This is a genomic window from Pseudomonas sp. Hz4 (assembly GCF_054898165.1).
The window spans coordinates 2,016,109-2,034,746 of sequence record NZ_CM142719.1 but is presented as its reverse complement, the minus strand read 5'-3'; the positions used below and the strand labels follow the sequence as shown (position 1 = coordinate 2,034,746).

At 59.5% G+C, this 18,638-nt stretch carries 18 protein-coding genes; 12 read left to right on the top strand and 6 right to left on the bottom strand.

From position 1 onward, the window contains the following. Positions 1–37: 37 nt before the first annotated feature. A complete protein-coding gene (locus tag ACYZTR_RS09200; RefSeq protein ID WP_461978211.1) occupies positions 38–586 on the top strand; it encodes an RNA polymerase factor sigma-70 in 549 nt (182 codons plus the stop codon). A gap of 153 nt (positions 587–739) precedes the next feature. Here ACYZTR_RS09200 and ACYZTR_RS09195 read toward each other — a convergent pair whose 3' ends face one another. The 3 genes from ACYZTR_RS09195 to ACYZTR_RS09185 all read right to left on the bottom strand — a co-directional run bounded on the left by ACYZTR_RS09195 (position 740) and on the right by ACYZTR_RS09185 (position 3,366). Further along, entirely contained in the window at positions 740–1,753 is a 1,014-nt protein-coding gene (locus ACYZTR_RS09195; protein WP_461978209.1) for a GNAT family N-acetyltransferase, read from the bottom strand. Positions 1,754–1,853: 100 nt separating this feature from the next. Further along, a complete protein-coding gene (locus tag ACYZTR_RS09190) occupies positions 1,854–2,648 on the bottom strand; it encodes a substrate-binding periplasmic protein (protein ID WP_461978207.1) in 795 nt (264 codons plus the stop codon). A gap of 91 nt (positions 2,649–2,739) precedes the next feature. Next, positions 2,740–3,366, bottom strand: a complete 627-nt coding sequence (locus ACYZTR_RS09185; protein WP_461978205.1) for a TetR/AcrR family transcriptional regulator — start codon at positions 3,364–3,366, stop codon at positions 2,740–2,742. 178 nt (positions 3,367–3,544) lie between these two features. Here ACYZTR_RS09185 and ACYZTR_RS09180 point away from each other — a divergent pair, with 178 nt between their 5' ends. The 8 genes from ACYZTR_RS09180 to ppnP all read left to right on the top strand — a co-directional run bounded on the left by ACYZTR_RS09180 (position 3,545) and on the right by ppnP (position 12,938). Beyond that, the gene (locus ACYZTR_RS09180) at positions 3,545–5,347 is read left to right on the top strand and encodes an acyclic terpene utilization AtuA family protein (protein WP_461978203.1); all 1,803 of its coding nucleotides are present in this window, start codon (positions 3,545–3,547) and stop codon (positions 5,345–5,347) included. Between the two features lie 12 nt (positions 5,348–5,359). Further along, positions 5,360–6,244 carry an SDR family oxidoreductase gene (locus tag ACYZTR_RS09175; protein WP_461978201.1) on the top strand — a complete coding sequence of 295 codons (885 nt, stop codon included), beginning with the start codon at positions 5,360–5,362 and terminating at the stop codon, positions 6,242–6,244. 3 nt (positions 6,245–6,247) lie between these two features. Next, a complete protein-coding gene (gene atuC / locus ACYZTR_RS09170) occupies positions 6,248–7,864 on the top strand; it encodes a geranyl-CoA carboxylase subunit beta (protein WP_461978200.1) in 1,617 nt (538 codons plus the stop codon). 69 nt (positions 7,865–7,933) lie between these two features. Continuing rightward, positions 7,934–9,091, top strand: a complete 1,158-nt coding sequence (gene atuD, locus ACYZTR_RS09165) for a citronellyl-CoA dehydrogenase (protein WP_461978198.1) — start codon at positions 7,934–7,936, stop codon at positions 9,089–9,091. Beyond that, entirely contained in the window at positions 9,088–9,885 is a 798-nt protein-coding gene (locus ACYZTR_RS09160; protein WP_461978196.1) for an enoyl-CoA hydratase/isomerase family protein, read from the top strand. Before atuD ends, ACYZTR_RS09160 begins: the two co-directional genes overlap by 4 nt. Positions 9,886–10,008: 123 nt before the next feature. After that, positions 10,009–11,970, top strand: a complete 1,962-nt coding sequence (locus tag ACYZTR_RS09155; RefSeq protein WP_461978194.1) for an acetyl/propionyl/methylcrotonyl-CoA carboxylase subunit alpha — start codon at positions 10,009–10,011, stop codon at positions 11,968–11,970. A 71-nt stretch (positions 11,971–12,041) separates the two neighbouring features. Next, positions 12,042–12,584: a 3'-5' exonuclease gene (locus ACYZTR_RS09150; protein WP_461978192.1), complete on the top strand. Its 543-nt coding sequence runs from the start codon at positions 12,042–12,044 to the stop codon at positions 12,582–12,584. Positions 12,585–12,653: 69 nt separating this feature from the next. Further along, entirely contained in the window at positions 12,654–12,938 is a 285-nt protein-coding gene (gene ppnP, locus ACYZTR_RS09145) for a pyrimidine/purine nucleoside phosphorylase (protein ID WP_307332261.1), read from the top strand. Positions 12,939–13,012: 74 nt separating this feature from the next. On the opposite strand, the gene ACYZTR_RS09140 is transcribed toward ppnP, so the two are convergent. Beyond that, the gene (locus tag ACYZTR_RS09140) at positions 13,013–13,819 is read right to left on the bottom strand and encodes an MOSC domain-containing protein (RefSeq protein ID WP_461978190.1); all 807 of its coding nucleotides are present in this window, start codon (positions 13,817–13,819) and stop codon (positions 13,013–13,015) included. A gap of 92 nt (positions 13,820–13,911) precedes the next feature. After that, positions 13,912–14,847, bottom strand: a complete 936-nt coding sequence (locus ACYZTR_RS09135) for a chemotaxis protein CheV (RefSeq protein WP_461978188.1) — start codon at positions 14,845–14,847, stop codon at positions 13,912–13,914. A gap of 462 nt (positions 14,848–15,309) precedes the next feature. On the opposite strand from ACYZTR_RS09135, the gene ACYZTR_RS09130 reads away from it, so the two are divergent. The 3 genes from ACYZTR_RS09130 to ACYZTR_RS09120 all read left to right on the top strand — a co-directional run bounded on the left by ACYZTR_RS09130 (position 15,310) and on the right by ACYZTR_RS09120 (position 17,672). After that, the gene (locus ACYZTR_RS09130) at positions 15,310–15,780 is read left to right on the top strand and encodes a hypothetical protein (protein ID WP_461978186.1); all 471 of its coding nucleotides are present in this window, start codon (positions 15,310–15,312) and stop codon (positions 15,778–15,780) included. Positions 15,781–16,122: 342 nt separating this feature from the next. Then, positions 16,123–17,016, top strand: coding sequence for a sensor histidine kinase (locus ACYZTR_RS09125; protein WP_461979632.1), 894 nt, complete (start codon positions 16,123–16,125; stop codon positions 17,014–17,016). After that, entirely contained in the window at positions 17,013–17,672 is a 660-nt protein-coding gene (locus ACYZTR_RS09120; RefSeq protein ID WP_461978184.1) for a response regulator transcription factor, read from the top strand. Before ACYZTR_RS09125 ends, ACYZTR_RS09120 begins: the two co-directional genes overlap by 4 nt. Here the strand turns inward: ACYZTR_RS09120 and yegS are convergent. Further along, positions 17,656–18,573, bottom strand: a complete 918-nt coding sequence (gene yegS, locus ACYZTR_RS09115) for a lipid kinase YegS (RefSeq protein ID WP_461978182.1) — start codon at positions 18,571–18,573, stop codon at positions 17,656–17,658. The two genes, ACYZTR_RS09120 and yegS, sit on opposite strands and share 17 nt — an antisense overlap. Positions 18,574–18,638: the final 65 nt, after the last annotated feature.

Genomic DNA, 18,638 nt, shown 5'->3' with positions numbered 1-18,638 from the left:
GCCGTCCCACTAACCTATTGGCAGCAAGGTGATTTCCATGACGGAACAAATGTCCACAGGCAGGTGCGATTCACCGCTACTTCAGGCATTCGTCGACAATCGACTGATTCTGGTCAAGATTGCAGCCCGCATTACCGGCTGCCGGTCGCGTGCTGAAGACGTGGTGCAGGATGCGTTCTTCCGGCTGCAATCAGCGCCGCAGATCACGTCTTCGTTCAAGGCTCAGCTCAGTTACCTGTTCCAGATCGTGCGCAACCTGGCGATCGATCACTACCGCAAACAGGCGTTGGAGCAGAAGTATTCGGGCCCCGAAGAGGAAGGCCTTAACGTGGTGATTCAGGGCGCGTCGCCGGAAACTTCGCACATCAATTTCTCGACCCTGGAACACATCGCCGATGCGCTGACCGAGCTGCCCACCCGCACCCGCTACGCCTTCGAGATGTATCGCCTGCACGGCGTGCCCCAAAAGGACATCGCCAAGGAGCTTGGCGTCTCGCCGACCCTGGTGAACTTCATGATTCGTGATGCGCTGGTGCACTGCCGCAAGGTGTCAGGCAGTCGTGTGGATACCTTTGCTCGTCGCTAAGTCTGAAATTTGCGTCGCCCCTTTCGCGAGCAGGCTCGCTCCCACATTGAATCTCCTGTGAACAAAAATTTGTGAACACCAGAGATCAACTGTGGGAGCGAGCCTGCTCGCGAATGCTGACTCAAGACCGAAGCAGGTCTTGAGCCTTACACATCACGCCAACGCACACCGATCAAAAAACCGCTCACGTCCCAGCACCATCAGCGCCGCGCGCTTGTGCGGGAAATCGAACGCTTTCTCGCAGTGAAAACCCTGGTTCTGCATATGCCCGATCATCTTCGCGTTATCGGCGCGAGGCTCGGCGACCACTCGCTGAGTGCGTGGGTCGTCGAGAAACAGGTAATGCGTCAACGCCGATAACCAGCTCGCCACCTTGTGCGGGCCACGGTGATTTTCTTCACCCACCAGCATGTGAATACCACGGTCGTAATCGTCGGCGTCATAGAACGGCGCGATGCGATCTTCTTTGGCCCAATAGGCTTCAAAGTAAGCGAACGGCTGATCATCGAAACAACCGATCAGCGTCAGGGTGTGGGGATCGGTTTCAAGTTTGCTCAGGTACTCGCGATGCTGCTCGAGGCTACCCTCCTCCTGCCAGAACCTCGCCACTCGCGGGCTATTCTGCCAACGATTGAAACGCGCCAGGTCCAGGTCGATGTCCACTGTGCGCAGGGAAATCCAGGCTCCGAGGCGCGCATCAAAACGCCGATAGACTTCACCGCGAGGTTTCATCGGGCGCAGCGGATGACGCTTGCCGCCACTGATGATCATTTGCTGAGGATAACTCGATGTCAGCGACACCCCCAGCCAAGGCTGAGGCAATTGCCAGAACAGTGTTCGCTCACAGCGATACTGGCCGACGATGTCGGTTGGGATCAGCAACCCCCTGAGCAATGCTTCGGTAGGGGCTACATCGAGTTGCCAGGTCAAGCGCTGGCAGGCCGTGTCACGAGCAAACAGCCAATAACACGCCGCCCAGAATGCCTGACCGTCAGGGCGGTCGAAGCGTGCCTCGACCTGCACCTGCAACTCGGGCGCGCGAGTCAGGCGCAACTCGATCAGCGGCTGCCCTTCAAGGCTGAGGCACAGGCGGCTTTCGGTTTCATCAGCGACAAGACGGCTTCCTGTCGGCAAGGCCAGGGCCGTCAGGTCATTCAGATTGGACATGGGTGGGGCTCACGTTAATCGTCGACAGTTCAACGATGTGACGTGAGCCAGTGCGGGAAATTTAAGAGAAGTCGGCAAATACGCGACCTGTGGCGCGATCTCAGTTACCCGGGACCGCCAGCACGGCGATCTTGTAGGGGTCGAAAATCTTCAGCATCTGGCCATTGTCCCGCAACCCTTGCAGCAACTTGCCGAACGCCACGCCGCTGATGGGTGCGGCCGGACGGAGGATGGCGTAGTGGTGATAAACCTGATCGATACGCTGGGACACCAGCAATTGATCAGCGACTTCCTTGTTGCGCAGCAGGTACTCGCTCAGGTACGAGCGTGTCACCAAGGCAACGGCGGCACGCCCGCGCAGCACCATCAACAGGTTACTGTCATGGGAATACGTCAGCGTGGCGTTGTAGTTCTGCGCGAGGAATTTTGGATCGGCATTGAAGTTGGCGAATTCGTAGTGATAGCCACTGAACAGCGCCAGACGCTTGCCGGTGAGGTCGGCAAAGTAACTCTCCCGACGATCAGGTTCGCGCTGCGCGACAAAAATCTCGGCGTCTTCCAGACCCATGTCGACGGTGGTGTGAGGAATGTCCTTCCAGCCCCAATCCGGGTTCTCGAAGATCGCCAAGTCCACCCGACCTTGTTTGAAATCACCGAAACGCCGGGGAATGGAAGTGGGCACCAGCACGAACTGGTAATCGGTTTGCAACTGGTTCAAGGCTTCGACCAGTTGCGGCAGCAGACCGGTGTCGGCACCGGACTCCGGGCGCACGGTATAAGGAGGAAAATGTGCGGCACCGACCCGCACCAGCTGTGCTGCCTGGGACGGAACCGCGCATGACACCGCAAGCGTCGCCAGCAAAAGCCGCGAAGCCGTCCGAATTGGAGAAGACATCAAAACAACCTACTCCCCGAGAAAATACGCATCAATCCATTCAAGCTAGGTGGTTTCGGCCACTTAGCCAGTTTCCTTCTGACTTGGAAAGCTATTGTTTCTCTTCCAGCACCAGAATCAATGCCTCATCGGCCAATTGATCGAGATTCATGCTGCCGCCGGCGCGAAACCAGGTGGTGGTCCAGGACAATGCACCCGTCAGAAAGCGGCGGGTGATGAACACGTCCCCGCGAATAAAACCGGCGTCCTTGGCCTCGCCCAGCACCTGTAGCCAGAGGTCTTCATAAATGTCGCGCAGCGCCAGCACCTGCACCTGTCCGTCTTCGGACAGCGAACGCCATTCATAGACCAACACCGCCATGGCCTCGCCGCTGCCGCCCATGATCGACTGCAATTCACAACGAATCAGCGCCAGCACTCGCTCGCGCACACTGCCGGCTTCTGCCAGGGCTGCTCGCATTAACGCGGTGTTGTAGCGAATGGTTTCCTCCATCACCGCCCGCAGGATCTCGTCCTTGCTTTTGAAGTGATGAAAAATACTGCCTGACTGAATGCCCACGGCGCCGGCCAGATCGCGCACGGTGGTGCGTTCAAAACCTTTGTTGCGGAACAGGTGAGCCGCCACTTGCAGCAATTTGCCGCGGGCGCTGTCCGGGTCGGTCAATTGGCCGTTGTCGACCAATTCGCGCATCACCCTCAGGGCTTTTTGCTCGTCCACCCGTTCTCTCCTACAGTCGATCAATCAAATACGCCAATCACCGCTAAAACAGCGGGGTTGCGCGGGCAATTTAAGCTGGCGAGGGCAACCTAGCAAGCGCTCGGGAAGAAGATAGTTAAGGCGTTTACAAACCAAGCGCTTGCTTGGTAGTCTCGGTGCACGTCTGTCGGAGGTGGCTATGGAGTTTACTGGGCCTAAAACAATTCGCATCGGGTGCGCCAGCGCCTTCTGGGGCGACACCTCGACCGCTGCCGCGCAACTGGTGGAAGGTGGGCGCCTGGACTATCTGGTCTTCGATTATCTGGCCGAGATTACGATGTCGATCATGGCCGGCGCGCGGATGAAAGATCCTCAGGCTGGTTACGCCAGCGACTTCATCGAAGTCCTGAGCCCGCTGCTGGGTCAACTCGCCGGACAGAAAATCCGCGTCATCAGTAACGCCGGCGGAGTCAATCCACAGGCCTGCGCCGCCGCCCTGTCCGCTGCCTGCGACAAGGCCGGGGTGGCGTTGAAAATCGCCGTGCTGCTGGGCGATGACCTGCAGCCGCAGTTCAAACAGCTGAGCAGCAGCGGTATCCATGAAATGTTCAGCGGCGCGTCCCTGCCGCCGATGTGCGTCTCGACCAACGCCTACCTCGGCGCACCGGGCATCGTCGAAGCCCTGCGTCTGGGCGCCGACATTGTGATCACCGGGCGTGTGGTCGACAGCGCGGTGGTCAGCGCTGCATTGGTGCATGAATTCGATTGGTCCTGGCACGACTACGACAAACTCGCCCAGGCCGCATTGGCCGGCCACATCATCGAATGTGGCGCCCAGTGCACCGGCGGCAACTTCACCGATTGGCGCGAGGTGCCCGACTACGAACACATCGGCTTCCCCATCGTCGAAGTCAGCGCCGACAGCCAGTTCATCGTCAGCAAACCCGAAGGCTCCGGGGGACTGGTCACACCGCTGACAGTCGGCGAACAGATGCTGTATGAAATCGGCGACCCGCAGGCCTATCTCCTGCCAGACGTGGTCTGCGATTTCACTGAAGTCAAACTCGTGCAACAAGGCAAAAATGCGGTTCAAGTGCACGGCGCAACAGGCTTGCCGCCGACCGATCAGTACAAGGTCAGCGCGACTTACCCGGACGGTTTCCGCTGCACCGCCAGTTGCCTGATCGCGGGGATCGATGCGGTCGACAAGGCGCGTCGAGTCAGCGCAGCCATCATCAACAAGACATCGGAAATCTTTAGCCAGCGTGGCTGGCCACCCTACAGCGAAGTGAACATCGAACTGCTCGGCAGCGAAGCCACTTACGGCCCCCACGGTCAGCGCCATGACAGCCGCGAAGTGGTGATCAAACTTGCGGTGCGCCATCCGGGTAAACAGGCGTTGATGGTGTTCTCCCGGGAAATTGCCCAGGCCGCCACCGGCATGGCGCCCGGACTGACCGGGATTGTCGGTGGACGGCCGACGGTGTATCCGCTGATCCGGCTGTTCTCGTTCCTTATCGACAAAACCGCCTGCACGCTGGAAATTGATCTCAAGGGCCAGCGCCACCCATGCGCCCTGCCCGCCGTTGATGTACTCGACACCGCCGACCTGCCCGTGGCGTGCGCCCCCCCCAAACCCTCAGACCGGGCCGATGCCAGCGTGGCCCTGGTCAAACTCGCCGTGGCACGCTCCGGTGACAAGGGCAACCACAGCAACATCGGCGTAATGGCTCGCGAGCCGGAGTACCTGCCGTGGATAGCCGAGGCCTTGACGCCAGAAGTGATCGTCGACTGGATGAGTCATGTCCTCGACCCGATCCACGGCCGTGTCGAACGCTGGTACCTGCCGGGCACCCACAGCCTTAATTTTCTGCTGGAGAACGCCCTTGGAGGCGGTGGCGTGGCCAGCCTGCGGATCGATCCGCAAGGCAAAGCCTTCGCCCAGCAACTGCTGGAAATCCAGATACCGGTGCCTCAGCGCATCGCCGACCGAGTCAGTTAGAGGACTGTCGCCATGGCTTACGATTCGATTTTCAAAGCCGATTTGTTTGCAGGCCAAACCATCATCGTCACCGGAGGCGGCAGCGGTATCGGCCGTTGCACCGCTCACGAACTGGCGGCCCTCGGCGCCCATGTGCTGCTGCTCGGGCGCAAGGTCGACAAGCTGAAAAACGTCGCCGCCGAGATTGCCGAAGATGGCGGCAAGGCGGATTGGATGGCCTGCGATATTCGTGAGGAAGAAGCGGTCAAGCATGTGGTCAGTGAGTTGATCCGCAAGCACGGACCGATTCACGGTCTGGTCAACAATGCCGGCGGGCAGTACCCGGCACCGTTGGCGTCGATCAATCAAAAAGGTTTCGAAACAGTGTTGCGCACCAACCTGATGGGCGGCTTCCTGATGGCCCGGGAAGTGTTCAACCAGTCCATGAGCATGCACGGCGGCGCCATCGTCAATATGCTCGCCGACATGTGGGGCGGCATGCCCGGCATGGGGCACTCGGGTGCAGCGCGTTCGGGCATGGACAACCTCACCAAGACCGCCGCGTTCGAATGGGGTTATGCCGGGGTGCGGGTCAATGCCGTGGCGCCGGGCTGGATCGCGTCCAGCGGCATGGACACTTACGAAGGCGCATTCAAAGCGGTGATCCCGACGTTGAGCGAGCACGTGCCGCTCAAACGCATCGGCACCGAATCGGAGGTCAGCGCGGCGATCGTTTTCCTGCTCAGCCCGGCAGCGGCGTTTGTCAGCGGCAGCACCTTGCGCATCGACGGCGCCGCCAGCCTGGGCGGGAGAGCGTGGCCAATCCACAAGGTGCAGAACAGCGAATCCTATAACGGCTTCCACCGCGCGTACTTACCAGACGTGCTCAGACCAGACGTGCTCAAGGACAAGGAATAAGTCATGCCGGTGATTCAGTCGCTAGTGGACCCGCTCAGCGAGCAGTTCGCGCTCAACCGAGCGGCGATGCTGGTCGGCATCGAGCACGTCCGCCAGCTCGAACAGAACCTGTTGGACAAGGCTGCCGAAGCCAAACCCAGGTTCGACAAACGCGGCCAATTGCTGCCCCGCGAACGCCTGAATCTACTGCTGGACCCTGGCGCTCCGTTCCTCGAACTGGCCAGCCTGGCCGGCTATAAACTGCATGACGACAAGGACGGCAGTTCGGCTGGCGGCGGATTGATCGCAGGGATCGGTTACGTGTCCGGCGTTCGGGTTCTGGTGGTGGCGAACAACAGTGCGATCAAGGGCGGGACCATTTCCCCCAGTGGTTTGAAAAAATCCCTGCGCCTGCAACAGATCGCCATGGAGAACAAACTGCCGGTCATTACCCTGGCCGAAAGCGGCGGCGCGAACCTCAATTACGCGGCGGAGATTTTCGTCGAAGGTGCCCGCAGCTTTGCCAATCAGGCGCGGATGTCAGCCATGGGGTTGCCGCAAATCACGGTGGTTCATGGTTCGGCCACGGCCGGCGGCGCTTATCAGCCAGGGCTCTCGGATTACGTCGTGGTGGTGCGTGGCAAGGCCAAGCTGTTTCTTGCCGGCCCGCCGCTGCTCAAGGCTGCCACCGGCGAAGTCGCCACCGATGAAGCACTGGGCGGCGCCGAGATGCACGCGCAAATCGCCGGCACCGCTGAATACCTTGCCGAGAGCGATGCCGATGGCGTGCGGCAGGTGCGCGAGATTGTCAGCCTGCTGCCGTGGAATGCCCGGTTACCTTTAACGCCTGCGCGGCACTGGGAAGAACCGCTCTACCCCATCGACGAAGTGCTCGGGTTGATTCCTGACGACACGAAAAAACCTTACGACGCGCGCGAGATCATCGCGCGGATTGCCGACGGCTCGAATTTTCTCGAATTCAAGGGCGAGTTCGATCAGCAAACTGTCTGCGGCCATTTGCGGATTCAAGGCCGCGCCTGCGGGTTTATCGGCAACAACGGGCCGATCACCCCCAAGGGTGCGAGCAAGGCGGCGCAGTTCATTCAGCTCTGCGACCAGAGCCAGACGCCGCTGCTGTTTTTCCACAACACCACCGGGTTCATGGTTGGCACCGAGTCGGAGCAGCAAGGCGTGATCAAACACGGCGCGAAAATGATTCAAGCGGTGGCCAACGCCCGTGTGCCTAAACTGACCATCGTCGTCGGCGGCTCCTACGGCGCCGGCAACTATGCGATGTGTGGCCGCGGCCTCGACCCGCGCTTCATCTTCGCCTGGCCCAACAGCCGCACGGCGGTGATGGGCGGCGCCCAGGCCGGTAAAGTGCTGCGGATCGTCACCGAGGCCAAACAGGCCAAGGACGGCCTGGTGCCCGACCCGAAAATGCTCGACCTGCTGGAACAGGTCACCGCGCAGAAACTCGACAGCCAGTCCACCGCGCTGTATGGCAGTGCCAGCCTGTGGGATGACGGGTTGATCGATCCTCGCGATACTCGGACCTTGCTTGGGTACTTGCTGGATATCTGCCATGAAGCCGACGTGCGGCCGCTGCAATCCAACAGTTTTGGTGTCGCCCGTTTTTGATGACGCAGAGCGTCTAAGGCTGCATTCCCACGCAGAGCGTGGGAACGATCATTCAGGAGAACAATAAAAATGATCTTCACCCAGGAACACGAAGCACTGCGCCGCACCGTCCACCAATTCGTCGATCACGAGATCAATCCACACGTCGAGGAATGGGAAAAGGCTGGACGCTTTCCGATCCACGAGATCTTTCGCAAGGCCGGCGACCTCGGTCTGCTGGGAATTTCCAAACCGGAAAAGTTCGGTGGCATGGGGCTGGACTACAGCTACTCAATCGTCGCTGCCGAAGCGTTCGGCACCATTCATTGCGGCGGGATTCCGATGTCCATCGGCGTGCAGACCGACATGTGCACCCCGGCGCTGGCGCGTTTTGGCTCCGATGAACTGCGCGAAGAGTTTCTCCGCCCGGCCATCACTGGCGAGCAGGTCGGCTGCATCGGTGTTTCCGAAGTGGGCGCCGGTTCCGACGTGGCCGGTTTAAAAACCACCGCCCGCAAGGACGGCGACGACTACGTGATCAACGGCAGCAAGATGTGGATCACCAACTCGCCGAGCGCGGATTTCATCTGCCTGCTGGCCAACACCTCGGACGACAAACCGCACATCAACAAGTCGCTGATCATGGTGCCGATGAACACGCCGGGCATCAGTCTCAGCTCGCACCTGGACAAGCTCGGCATGCGCAGCTCGGAAACCGCTCAGGTGTTTTTCGATAACGTGCGGGTGCCGCAACGCAACCGCATCGGCCATGAAGGCGCGGGGTTCATGATGCAGATGCTGCAGTTCCAGGAGGAACGGCTGTTTGGCGCGGCGAACATGATCAAGGGCCTGGAGTACTGCATCGACAGCACCATCGAGTACTGCAAGGAGCGCAAAACCTTCGGCAATGCGCTGATCGACAACCAGGTCATCCACTTCCGACTGGCCGAACTGCAAACCGAAATCGAATGCCTGAGGGCGCTGGTCTATCAGGCCACCGAGCAATACATTAAAGGCCAGGACGTCACCCGTCTGGCGTCCATGGCCAAACTAAAGGCCGGACGGTTGGGCCGCGAAGTCAGCGACAGCTGCCTCCAATACTGGGGCGGCATGGGCTTCATGTGGGACAACCCGGTGGCCCGCGCTTATCGCGATGTGCGGCTGGTGTCGATCGGCGGCGGTGCCGACGAAATCATGCTGGGGATCATCTGCAAACTCATGGGTATCCTGCCGGGGAAAAAGAAATGAGCACCCTGCCGGTTTGCCAGACGTTGCTGCTGGAACCGCATAACGGTGTCCTGCACATCACCCTCAATCGCCCGCAATGCCGCAACGCCATGAGCTTGGAGATGGTCGCAGAACTGCGTGCCGTGCTGGCCGCAGTGCGTGACGACCGCGCCATTCGCGCGCTGGTAGTCGGCGGTGCCGGCGGGCATTTCTGCGCCGGGGGCGACATCAAGGACATGGCCAATGCACGCGCTCAGGGGCCGAGCGCCTATCGCGACTTGAATCGAGCGTTCGGTGCGCTGCTGCAAGAGGTACAGCACGCGCCGCAAGTGGTGATTACGGTGCTGCAAGGCGCGGTGCTCGGCGGTGGTTTTGGTCTGGCCTGCGTCAGCGACGTCGCCTTGGCCGATCACCAGGCGCAATTCGGTCTGCCGGAAACCAGCCTTGGTCTGCTGCCAGCGCAGATCGCGCCGTTCGTGGTCCAGCGCATCGGCCTGACCCAGGCTCGCCGCCTCGCGCTGACAGCGGCGCGGTTCGATGGTACCCAGGCCAAGCGGATCGGCCTGGTGCATTTTGTCGAGCATGACGCGCAAGCCCTGGCCGAGCGTCTCGATGAAGTATTGGCCCATGTGCTGTGCTGCGCGCCGGAGGCCAATGCGCGGACCAAAAAACTGTTGCTGGCGAGTGCCGGGCAGCCGTCGAATGCGTTGCTGGATGAAGCGGCCGAGTGGTTCAGCGAGGCGGTGACCGGGGATGAAGGTATTGAAGGGACCATGGCTTTTGTACAAAAGCGTAAACCGGGCTGGGCGCCTTAAAAGCATCGTCGGAACGCCGCCCGGAGCAAGCTCGCTCCCACAGGGGATTGCATTCCAAATGTGGGAACGAGCCTGCTCGCGAAGAGGCCATCACGTCTACCGCAAAACAAAAGGGAAAACCCCATGCCCGGATTCAGCAAAATCCTGATCGCCAACCGCGGTGAAATCGCCTGCCGCCTCCAGCGCACCGCCCAGGCCCTGGGCTATCGCACGGTCGCGGTGTTCAGCGATGCCGATGCCGATGCCCTGCATGTGCAGATGGCCGACGAAGCGGTGAACATCGGCCCGGCCCCGGCGCAGCAGTCCTATCTGAGCATCCCGGCAATGCTCGACGCTGCCCGGCGCACCGGTGCCGACGCGATCCATCCCGGCTACGGTTTCCTCTCGGAAAACGCCGGGTTCGCCCTCGCCTGCCGGGATGCCGGCATCACCTTCATCGGCCCCAGCCCCGAAGCCATCGAACTGATGGGCAGCAAGCGATTGTCGAAACTCGCCATGATCAAAGCCGGTGTGCCGTGCATCAAAGGCTATCAGGGCGCCGATCAAAACGACGCCACCCTGAGCCGCGAAGCCGAAATGATTGGCTATCCGCTGATGATCAAGGCCAGTGCCGGCGGTGGCGGGCGGGGCATGCGCCTGGTGCACGAGGCCAATGACTTGCTGGAACAGTTGCGCACTGCCCGCTCCGAAGCGCTGCACGGGTTTGGCAGTGACGAGCTGATCCTTGAGCAGGCGTTGGTTGATCCGCGCCACGTCGAGGTTCAACTGTTCGGCGACCAGCACGGCAACCTGATCTACCTCGGCGAGCGCGATTGTTCGATCCAGCGCCGCCACCAGAAAGTCATCGAGGAAGCCCCCTGCCCGGTGATGACCGCCCAATTGCGTCAAGCCATGGGTGAAGCGGCGCTCAAGGCCGGTCGCGCGGTGAATTACGTCGGCGCTGGCACCGTCGAGTTTCTGCTGGATGCGCGCGGGCAGTTTTACTTTCTGGAGATGAACACCCGACTCCAGGTGGAACACCCGGTGACTGAATTGATCACCGGCCTCGATCTGGTGGCCTGGCAGTTACGCGTCGCTGAAGGGCTGCTGCTGCCGCTGCGTCAGGAACACGTACAACTCAACGGGCATGCCATGGAAGTCCGTTTGTACGCCGAAGATCCGGCGCACGGTTTTCTGCCACAAGCCGGTCGCATTGCCGCGTGGGAGCCAGCGTTGCAGGACGACATACGAATCGACCACGGTCTGATCGAAGGCCAGAACGTCAGCCCGTTCTATGACCCGATGCTGGGCAAGATCATTGCCCACGGTGCCACCCGCGAAGAAGCCCGGCGCAAGTTGCTGCGGGCGGTACAGGACAGCGTGCTGCTCGGCGTGCAAAGCAATCAGCGCTTGCTCGCCAGTCTGCTCGAACACCCGCAGTTCATCCGTGGCGAGTTCAGCACCGGGTTCATCCCGACGTATTTTACCGAGCATGCTTGCCTGCATCCCCGTGCACCCGACGCCGAACAACTGGCAATCGCCGCAGCGTTGTTCTATCAGGCCTCGGCGCAGGTTTATCCCGCGCCACTGGCCGGTTGGCGCAACAACGCCAGCGTGCCGTTGCACTATCGAATCGGCCTTGATGATCAGGATTGGTCAGTGGAATTGAACGCTGAGCCGGGCGAACCGTATCGGATTCAAGTCGCGGGGCAAAACGTTGAATTATCGATCATCCAGTGCGATGGACGCTGGGCCAGCCTGGAAATCAACGGTATCCGGCGACGCCATGCCTACCGTCTTGAGGCCGGACAACTCTGGCTGTTCACCCGGCCCGGCAGTTTACGGCTGGTGGATCGGACCCAGGCCTTGGTCAGCAGCCAGGTCAGCGTCAGCACCGGCACCCTTAAAGCTCCGATGGACGGGGCGATCGTCGACGTGCTGGTCACTGAGGGCAGTCCGGTCATTAAAGGCCAGTTGTTGGTCGTGCTGGAGGCCATGAAAATGGAACATCCGCTCAAGTCGGGCATCGACGGCGTGCTCAAACGCTTGCAGGTCAGGGTCGGTGATCAGGTGAAAAATCGTCAGATTTTGTTGGAGGTCGAATAAGCCGCTAGGCGGATCCGCTGGCTTTGGCTACGCTCAAGCCCTATCAGGACGCGGATACCAGGAACCCTGCGATGCCTCACTGGCTGGTCATTGATCTCGAAGCCACCACCGATGAAGGTGGTTGGCCAGTAACTGAAATGGAAATCATCGAAATCGGTGCCACCCTGGTGGACCGAAAAGGTCGAGAACTGGATAGCTTTCAGTGCTTCGTGCGCCCGACGCGTCGACCGTTGCTGACGCCGTTTTGCCGGGAACTGACCCACATCACCCAGGCCAACATCGATGCCGCCGAGCCGCTGAGCGAGGTCTGGGCGTCGTTCGAACGCTGGCTCGGTCAACATCACTCGGGCCTCGAAGGCTGGGCCAGTTGGGGCGATTACGATCGCAAACAGCTGCTTCAGGAATGGCAGAAACTGCAACTCGACAGCGCCCTGAGCCGAGTGCCGCATATGAACCTCAAGCAGCGCTTTGCCAAGGCTCGTCGGCTGGAACGCCCGCTGGGGCTCAATGGCGCTCTGCAACTTGCGGGCATGCAGTTTACCGGGCAACAACACCGGGCGCTGGAAGACGCGCGCAATACAGCGCGTCTGTTACCACTGGTTCTCCCCGTCTAGAGAGGTGACGGCGCCAAGGGCCTTGTGCATACTGGCCAGCCCTTTTTAGCCCTTTTCGAGGAATCGCCCATGTTTAAAGTCAACGAGTACTTCGACGGCACCGTCAAGTCGATCGCCTTTGGCACCGCTGAAGGTCCTGCGACCATCGGCGTCATGGCACCGGGCGAATACGAATTCGGCACCAGTCAGCGTGAAATCATGCACGTGGTGACCGGCGCCCTGACCGTCAAACTGCCGGACAGCAGCGACTGGGAAACCTTCGCCGCCGGCAGCCAGTTCAACGTACCCGCCAACTGCAAGTTCCAGTTGAAAGTGGCCGTCGACACGGCTTACCTGTGCGAATACCGTGGCTAAACCCCCTAGTTTTTTTTACAGCGACAAAAAAATGCCCGTGTCCTTGGACACGGGCATTTATCATTCAGGGTCGTTTATTCCAGGACCGTAACCGGCATGCCCACTTCGAGTGGGCCATTGCCGTCATTGACCAGGTTCTGGCCGAACATTGCGCCGTCTTCCTGCGAGCGGTATCTCTGCAGGGTCGCCAGCGGTTCGCGATCTTCACTGCGCTCGCCGGTTTGCGGGTCGATGGTGGTCAAAATGCAGCGTGAGCACGACTTGACCACGCGGAACTCGACATCGCCAATGCGGATGCGCTTCCAGCCATCTTCGGCATACGCCTCGCTGCCCTCAATCACCAGGTTGGGCCGAAAGCGCAGCATTTCCAGCGTACGCCCGACCTTTTGCGACAAGTCCTCAAGGGATGCCTGTCCGATCAGCAACAGCGGAAAGCCATCGGCGAAAGCCACCTGATCGTCGTCCTTGCCGTAACCGGCCTGAGTGGTTCGCGCGCGATCAAGGGGTACTTGTACAAGGCGAGTAGGTTTACCAATGAATTCACTGACCCAAGCACCCGCCTCATCGCCGCCATCGGGCACTCGCAAACTGTCTCTAAAGATCGTCACGCCCCGCAGTTCAGCGTCGCTGGCCGGCAAGGCAATATCGATCGCTGAGCGCCCCGGAGCACTGAGGGTCAAGCCACCTACGGCATTCCACAGCGCCGACAATTGACTCATCTGCCCCACTACGCGCTGGGTCAGGAAACGGCCGCTGGCCTCGTCCACCAGCATCCATCGTCGATCCCCGTCCAGGCCCAGCTTGTCGAGGCTGACCTGCTGCAGGGCCTCGCCCTTGCCGGATTTCAACGGATAACGATAAAGCGCGCTCAGACGCAGCATGGCCAGCTCCCTGGTGGGCAAAAAAAAGCCACCCTATACGAGCTTGGTCGCCGAATCAAAGGCTGACTTCAGGCCAGCCTCTGTGGGGGGTGTCAGGCCGGCACTTCATCGAGCATCAGGCGCTCGCGCACCACATCGACGAGTTTGTCCGGCTGGAATTTGGAGAGGAAGTTGTCGCAGCCGACTTTCTTGACCATCGAGTCGTTGAAGCTACCGGACAACGAGGTATGCAGCACCACGTAAAGGCCACGCAGACGCGGGTCGTTGCGGATTTCCGTCGTCAGGCGATAGCCGTCCATTTCCGGCATTTCCGCGTCGGTGAAGATCATCAGCAGTTTGTCGGTCATGTTCACACCGGTATCGGCCCAGGCCTTGAGCATGTTCAGTGCCTTTAAGCCATCGCTGGCAATGTGCATCTTCACGCCCAGCTGACCCAAGGTGTCACGCAGTTGCGAGAGTGCCACATTAGAGTCGTCCACCAGCAGCACTTCACGGCCACGGGCACGTTCCAGAACCGGATCGTCGAGTTTTTCGCGCGATACCTTCGCGTTGTACGGGACAATTTCCGCCAGGACTTTTTCGACGTCGATGATTTCCACCAACTGGTCGTCGACCTTGCTGATTGCGGTCAAGTAATGTTGACGACCAGCGCTGGCCGGCGGCGGCAGAATGGCTTCCCAGTTCATGTTGACGATGCGGTCCACGCCGCCGACCAGGAACGCCTGCACCGAACGGTTGTACTCGGTGACGATGATCGTGCTGGTAGGGCTTGGCACCAGCGGACGCATGCCGATCGCCTGGGACAGGTCGATCACTGGCAGGGTCTGGCCACGCAGATTAACCACACCGCAGACAAACGGATGACGCTGGGGCATCAGGGTCAGCTTCGGCAGTTGCAGCACTTCCTGCACTTTGAAGACGTTGATCGCGAACAATTGCCGTCCGGCCAGCCGGAACATGAGGATTTCCAGGCGATTCTCACCCACCAGTTGCGTGCGTTGGTCTACCGTGTCGAGAATGCCGGCCATCAATAACTCCTGGGCTTGTTCTGATGAATTCACTAAAGGGGGTTATCGGCTGTTTTTGCCGGACCTTGACCCCCCTGTAAAATGCCACGATCGAACATTGATGTCACATTAACATCATGCTTTACTGGTCACGTGATTTCATCTGCTTCATCCCCTCCCGCGAGACCTCGTTTCGTTCGGTTGGTTCCTCTGTGTAAGGGATTCCCCTAGTAGCAATCAGGCGCAACCTGATATTCGCAATATCCAATAGCCATTAATGTGACGCCATTCTCATTGCATGAACGGAGTCAGGCTTTTGTGTGCGATCGCAGGTAAGTGGCCATCCACCCTATCGAGTTCCCTAGCCTGCAGCCAGACAGGCCGGAGCGCGATCTCACGATGGCACGGCAATGCCGGTAGTCTGACCGTCCTCGTCGACACACACGACATTCCCTCATTTGACATGACGTTGTGGAGTTAAACATGCCGAACGATCGTAAAGAATGGGCTCAGCAGCACGCTGAGTTTCTCGTCGAAGCTGAGACGCTCCTGGACAAAACCGAGGAATGCCTGAGTCATTTGCAACTGATCAGCAATGACATGGACGCCATCGACTGCATGCTTAGCACCCTGCTCAAACTGGCCAAGAAGGCTGATGCGCTCGCTCTGGCAGCCGTTTCTGAGTTTTCGTTGCACATTCATGGCTTGCTGAGCCACGCCCAGAATCACGTGGACTTGCACGAGCAGGCGTTGGGTGCGCTGAAAGACTGCTTGACGTTAATCGCCTGGCAACTCGAGCTTATCGATCAGAACACCGGCCAACTCAGCCTCGATGACAGTGAACAGACCTCTCTGATCGAGGCCTTCGCTTGCCAGGTCGGACACAGTCAGTTTCATCCACCCGCTCATTCCAAACCGTTCGCACTCGTCTCCTTTTCAGGACGGCAAGCCTGAATGTATCGGAGCACTCTGCCGCGCTCCGATTTTTTATTGCCGTGACTGCCTCTCTAACGTTAGCGACGTCATGTCGCAATTGAATATTCCATACCCGTTAACGACAACTCGAACCCAATAAACAATTCCGGCCGCACAACTTTTTCCATTATGGAACCGCCGTCCATAACTTCGTATTTCCTGACCCTTCAGACCTATATACCAAACGCGACCAACGGTATCTTAAGTGGTACTATGCCGCCCATTAGTTGACGTCAATTAATGGCACATTGACTCCAGACAGAGACCGTCATCCGTAATGACCGGTCTTCCCGCAGCGAACATCCATTGGCTCCATCCGCTATGTACGCCAGCCTCAAGTCAATCACCCTATGGCCACCCTCCCGAAAAAACGCGCGCCTCGTCATGCTTATGTTGTGTACCTGCTCGGCGATTGGCAGCCTGCTGATTTACAGTCTGTCCACTCGCCTGCCGCTGAGCCTGCTGGTGCTCAATGTTGCGGCGCTGACCTGCGTCTGGGTGGAGCATTGCCTTTCGCGCAAATCGATAAAGTTTCAACCTCAAGAGTTGGCCGACCGGCTGTTGGAGGTTCAAGAAAACGAACGTCACCGGCTCAGTCGAGAACTGCATGACGACATCGGCCAGTTGCTGACCGCGGCAAAACTTCAAAGTGACTGGCTCAAGCGCCGAATGCCCAAAGAACTTCAGGGCCAATGTTCGGTGCTCTGCGACACGCTGGAAGAAACCCTCACCAAAGTTCGGGATGTATCGGCCATTCTCAATCCCAGGCAGCTGACCAGTCTCGGGCTGGAAGCCAGCCTGCGCGCGCATTTACTCAAGACACTGGCCAACACGTCGGTGCACTGGAGCCTGGAATGCCATCAGCGCTTAACCGGTATACCGGAAGAAATGGCGCTGGCCGCCTTTCGAATAACCCAGGAAGCGGTCACCAATATACTGCGCCATGCCGACGCGAAAAATCTGTTGGTCCGCCTGCAACGTCTGCCTCAGGGACTGGCGCTGTCGATCAGCGACGATGGTCTGGGTTTCGCACCCTCTACGGATCCGGGTCGTGAAGGGCAACGCGGAATGGCGGGGATGTCGGAACGGATCGATCAGCTCGGCGGCACACTGAGCGTTACCAGCGAGCCGGGCAAAGGCACTCAAATCGAAGCTCTCTTTCCCTGGGCGCCTCGTGCGCTCGAACGGGCCAGTTCGAATAAGGTTATGCATTGACTTGTAACTTACTTTTGGTGGATGACCACTCGCTTATCAGGGCAGGCGTGCGCGCTCTGGTGCTGGATATTCCAGGCTACGCGGTAATCGGTGAGGCCAATGATGGCTCGCAGTTGCTCGATATGGTCGAGAAGCTGTCCCCGGACATCGTCCTGCTGGATATTTCCATGAAGGAAACCAGCGGCCTTGAAGCCTTGCAGCGACTCAAGCGAGTACGCCCGCAGAGCAAGGTGCTAATCCTGTCGATGCACACCGATCCTGCACTCATCATGCAGGCACTGGAATCCGGCGCGCATGGCTACCTACTCAAGGACACCACGGCCACCGAGCTCGAACATGCCCTGGAAGCCTTGCGCAACAACGAACGCTACCTGAGCCCGGCCATCGCCCACACCGTCATTAACCAGGCGCTGACCCGATCTCAGAAACACCAGCCGGAACCTGCTGACTCCCACAACCTGACAGCGCGTCAGCTGGAAATCCTTCGGCTGATCGTTCGCGGAAAATCCACCCGGGAGATCGCCAACGGCCTGGGTCTCAGTATCAAGACGGTCGAAACTCATCGCTCACAGATCATGAAGCGCTTGCAGATCTACGATGTAGCGGGCCTGGTGCTGTTCGCCGTTCGCGAGCAGATCATCAGCCTGGATGATTGATCAATTGCGATGACCCCAGCAGCGGCGAGTTTTCAGGCAAATGTACGCGCAGTGCCGCCGGACGTGCCGAGAAACGCAAGTTGTCGCCTTCCAGAGGCTCGCCATCGAGGTTGATATAAAGGCCTTCCGCAACCTTGATTTCGACCCAGGGCAATCGGACTCGTACAAACATATTGTCGATGCCGAAGCCATCGGTCAGCAGGCTTTTCAAAGTCCCGACGACTTCCTGCGGAGCAGGCAGAATACTGATGTCCAGCAGGCCATCGTCCGCCAGCGCTTCCGGGCACAACACGTGTCCGCCGCCGGCCTGTCGGCCATTGCCGATGCCCAATGCCAACAGCTCGCCACTCCACTGAAAATCAGGACCCTGCAACTCGCCATAGGCCGCGTGCAATTCACTGAATCGCGATAAGCCGGTGAACAGGTAGGCCGCGCCCCCGAGGATTTTTTTCAAGTCCTCCGAGGTGTTTGCAGTGACCTGACTGCCAAAACCGCCCGTGGCCATATTCAGGAACACCTGCCCGCCGACCTCTCCCAGATCAATGGCGCTCGGCGCAGTGTCAAGAAGATCCAGCGCCTGATCGGGCTCCAGAGGCACGCCGGCGGCACGAGCAAAATCATTGGCGGTCCCCAAGGGCATCAGTATCAGGCTGGCCTGCGTCGTATGCGCCGCCATGGCCTCGGCAATATCACGCAAGGTGCCATCACCGCCGCCGGCGATGATCTGCAGGTAGCCTGCCGCCAGCGCTTCATCCACCAGCCGCTGTGCGTCGCCGGCCTCCCAGGTCACTCGAACGGCTAGCTCCCAACCCTGTTGGCGCTTGCCCTCCACGGCAGAACGAACCTCCTCGTTGAGCGCTTGTTTGCCATGCAGAATCAACAGTGCCTTGCGTTCGCTCATTGCTGTCACTCCCAAGATTGAATTCCGTATGGGAGATGTTGACCTCGTCGCGCCACATAAAAGTC

Excerpts from the sequence above, each read along its gene's own strand:
- ACYZTR_RS09140 (WP_461978190.1), bottom strand. The coding sequence starts at position 13,819 with ATGCTGCGTCTGAGCGCGCTTTATCGTTATCCGTTGAAATCCGGCAAG.
- ACYZTR_RS09190 (WP_461978207.1), bottom strand. The coding sequence starts at position 2,648 with ATGTCTTCTCCAATTCGGACGGCTTCGCGGCTTTTGCTGGCGACGCTT.
- atuC (WP_461978200.1), top strand. The coding sequence starts at position 6,248 with ATGCCGGTGATTCAGTCGCTAGTGGACCCGCTCAGCGAGCAGTTCGCG.
- ACYZTR_RS09180 (WP_461978203.1), top strand. The coding sequence starts at position 3,545 with ATGGAGTTTACTGGGCCTAAAACAATTCGCATCGGGTGCGCCAGCGCC.
- ACYZTR_RS09160 (WP_461978196.1), top strand. The coding sequence starts at position 9,088 with ATGAGCACCCTGCCGGTTTGCCAGACGTTGCTGCTGGAACCGCATAAC.
- ACYZTR_RS09125 (WP_461979632.1), top strand. The coding sequence starts at position 16,123 with ATGTACGCCAGCCTCAAGTCAATCACCCTATGGCCACCCTCCCGAAAA.
- ACYZTR_RS09155 (WP_461978194.1), top strand. The coding sequence starts at position 10,009 with ATGCCCGGATTCAGCAAAATCCTGATCGCCAACCGCGGTGAAATCGCC.
- ACYZTR_RS09150 (WP_461978192.1), top strand. The coding sequence starts at position 12,042 with ATGCCTCACTGGCTGGTCATTGATCTCGAAGCCACCACCGATGAAGGT.
- atuD (WP_461978198.1), top strand. The coding sequence starts at position 7,934 with ATGATCTTCACCCAGGAACACGAAGCACTGCGCCGCACCGTCCACCAA.
- yegS (WP_461978182.1), bottom strand. The coding sequence starts at position 18,573 with ATGAGCGAACGCAAGGCACTGTTGATTCTGCATGGCAAACAAGCGCTC.
- ppnP (WP_307332261.1), top strand. The coding sequence starts at position 12,654 with ATGTTTAAAGTCAACGAGTACTTCGACGGCACCGTCAAGTCGATCGCC.
- ACYZTR_RS09200 (WP_461978211.1), top strand. The coding sequence starts at position 38 with ATGACGGAACAAATGTCCACAGGCAGGTGCGATTCACCGCTACTTCAG.
- ACYZTR_RS09175 (WP_461978201.1), top strand. The coding sequence starts at position 5,360 with ATGGCTTACGATTCGATTTTCAAAGCCGATTTGTTTGCAGGCCAAACC.
- ACYZTR_RS09135 (WP_461978188.1), bottom strand. The coding sequence starts at position 14,847 with ATGGCCGGCATTCTCGACACGGTAGACCAACGCACGCAACTGGTGGGT.
- ACYZTR_RS09195 (WP_461978209.1), bottom strand. The coding sequence starts at position 1,753 with ATGTCCAATCTGAATGACCTGACGGCCCTGGCCTTGCCGACAGGAAGC.
- ACYZTR_RS09130 (WP_461978186.1), top strand. The coding sequence starts at position 15,310 with ATGCCGAACGATCGTAAAGAATGGGCTCAGCAGCACGCTGAGTTTCTC.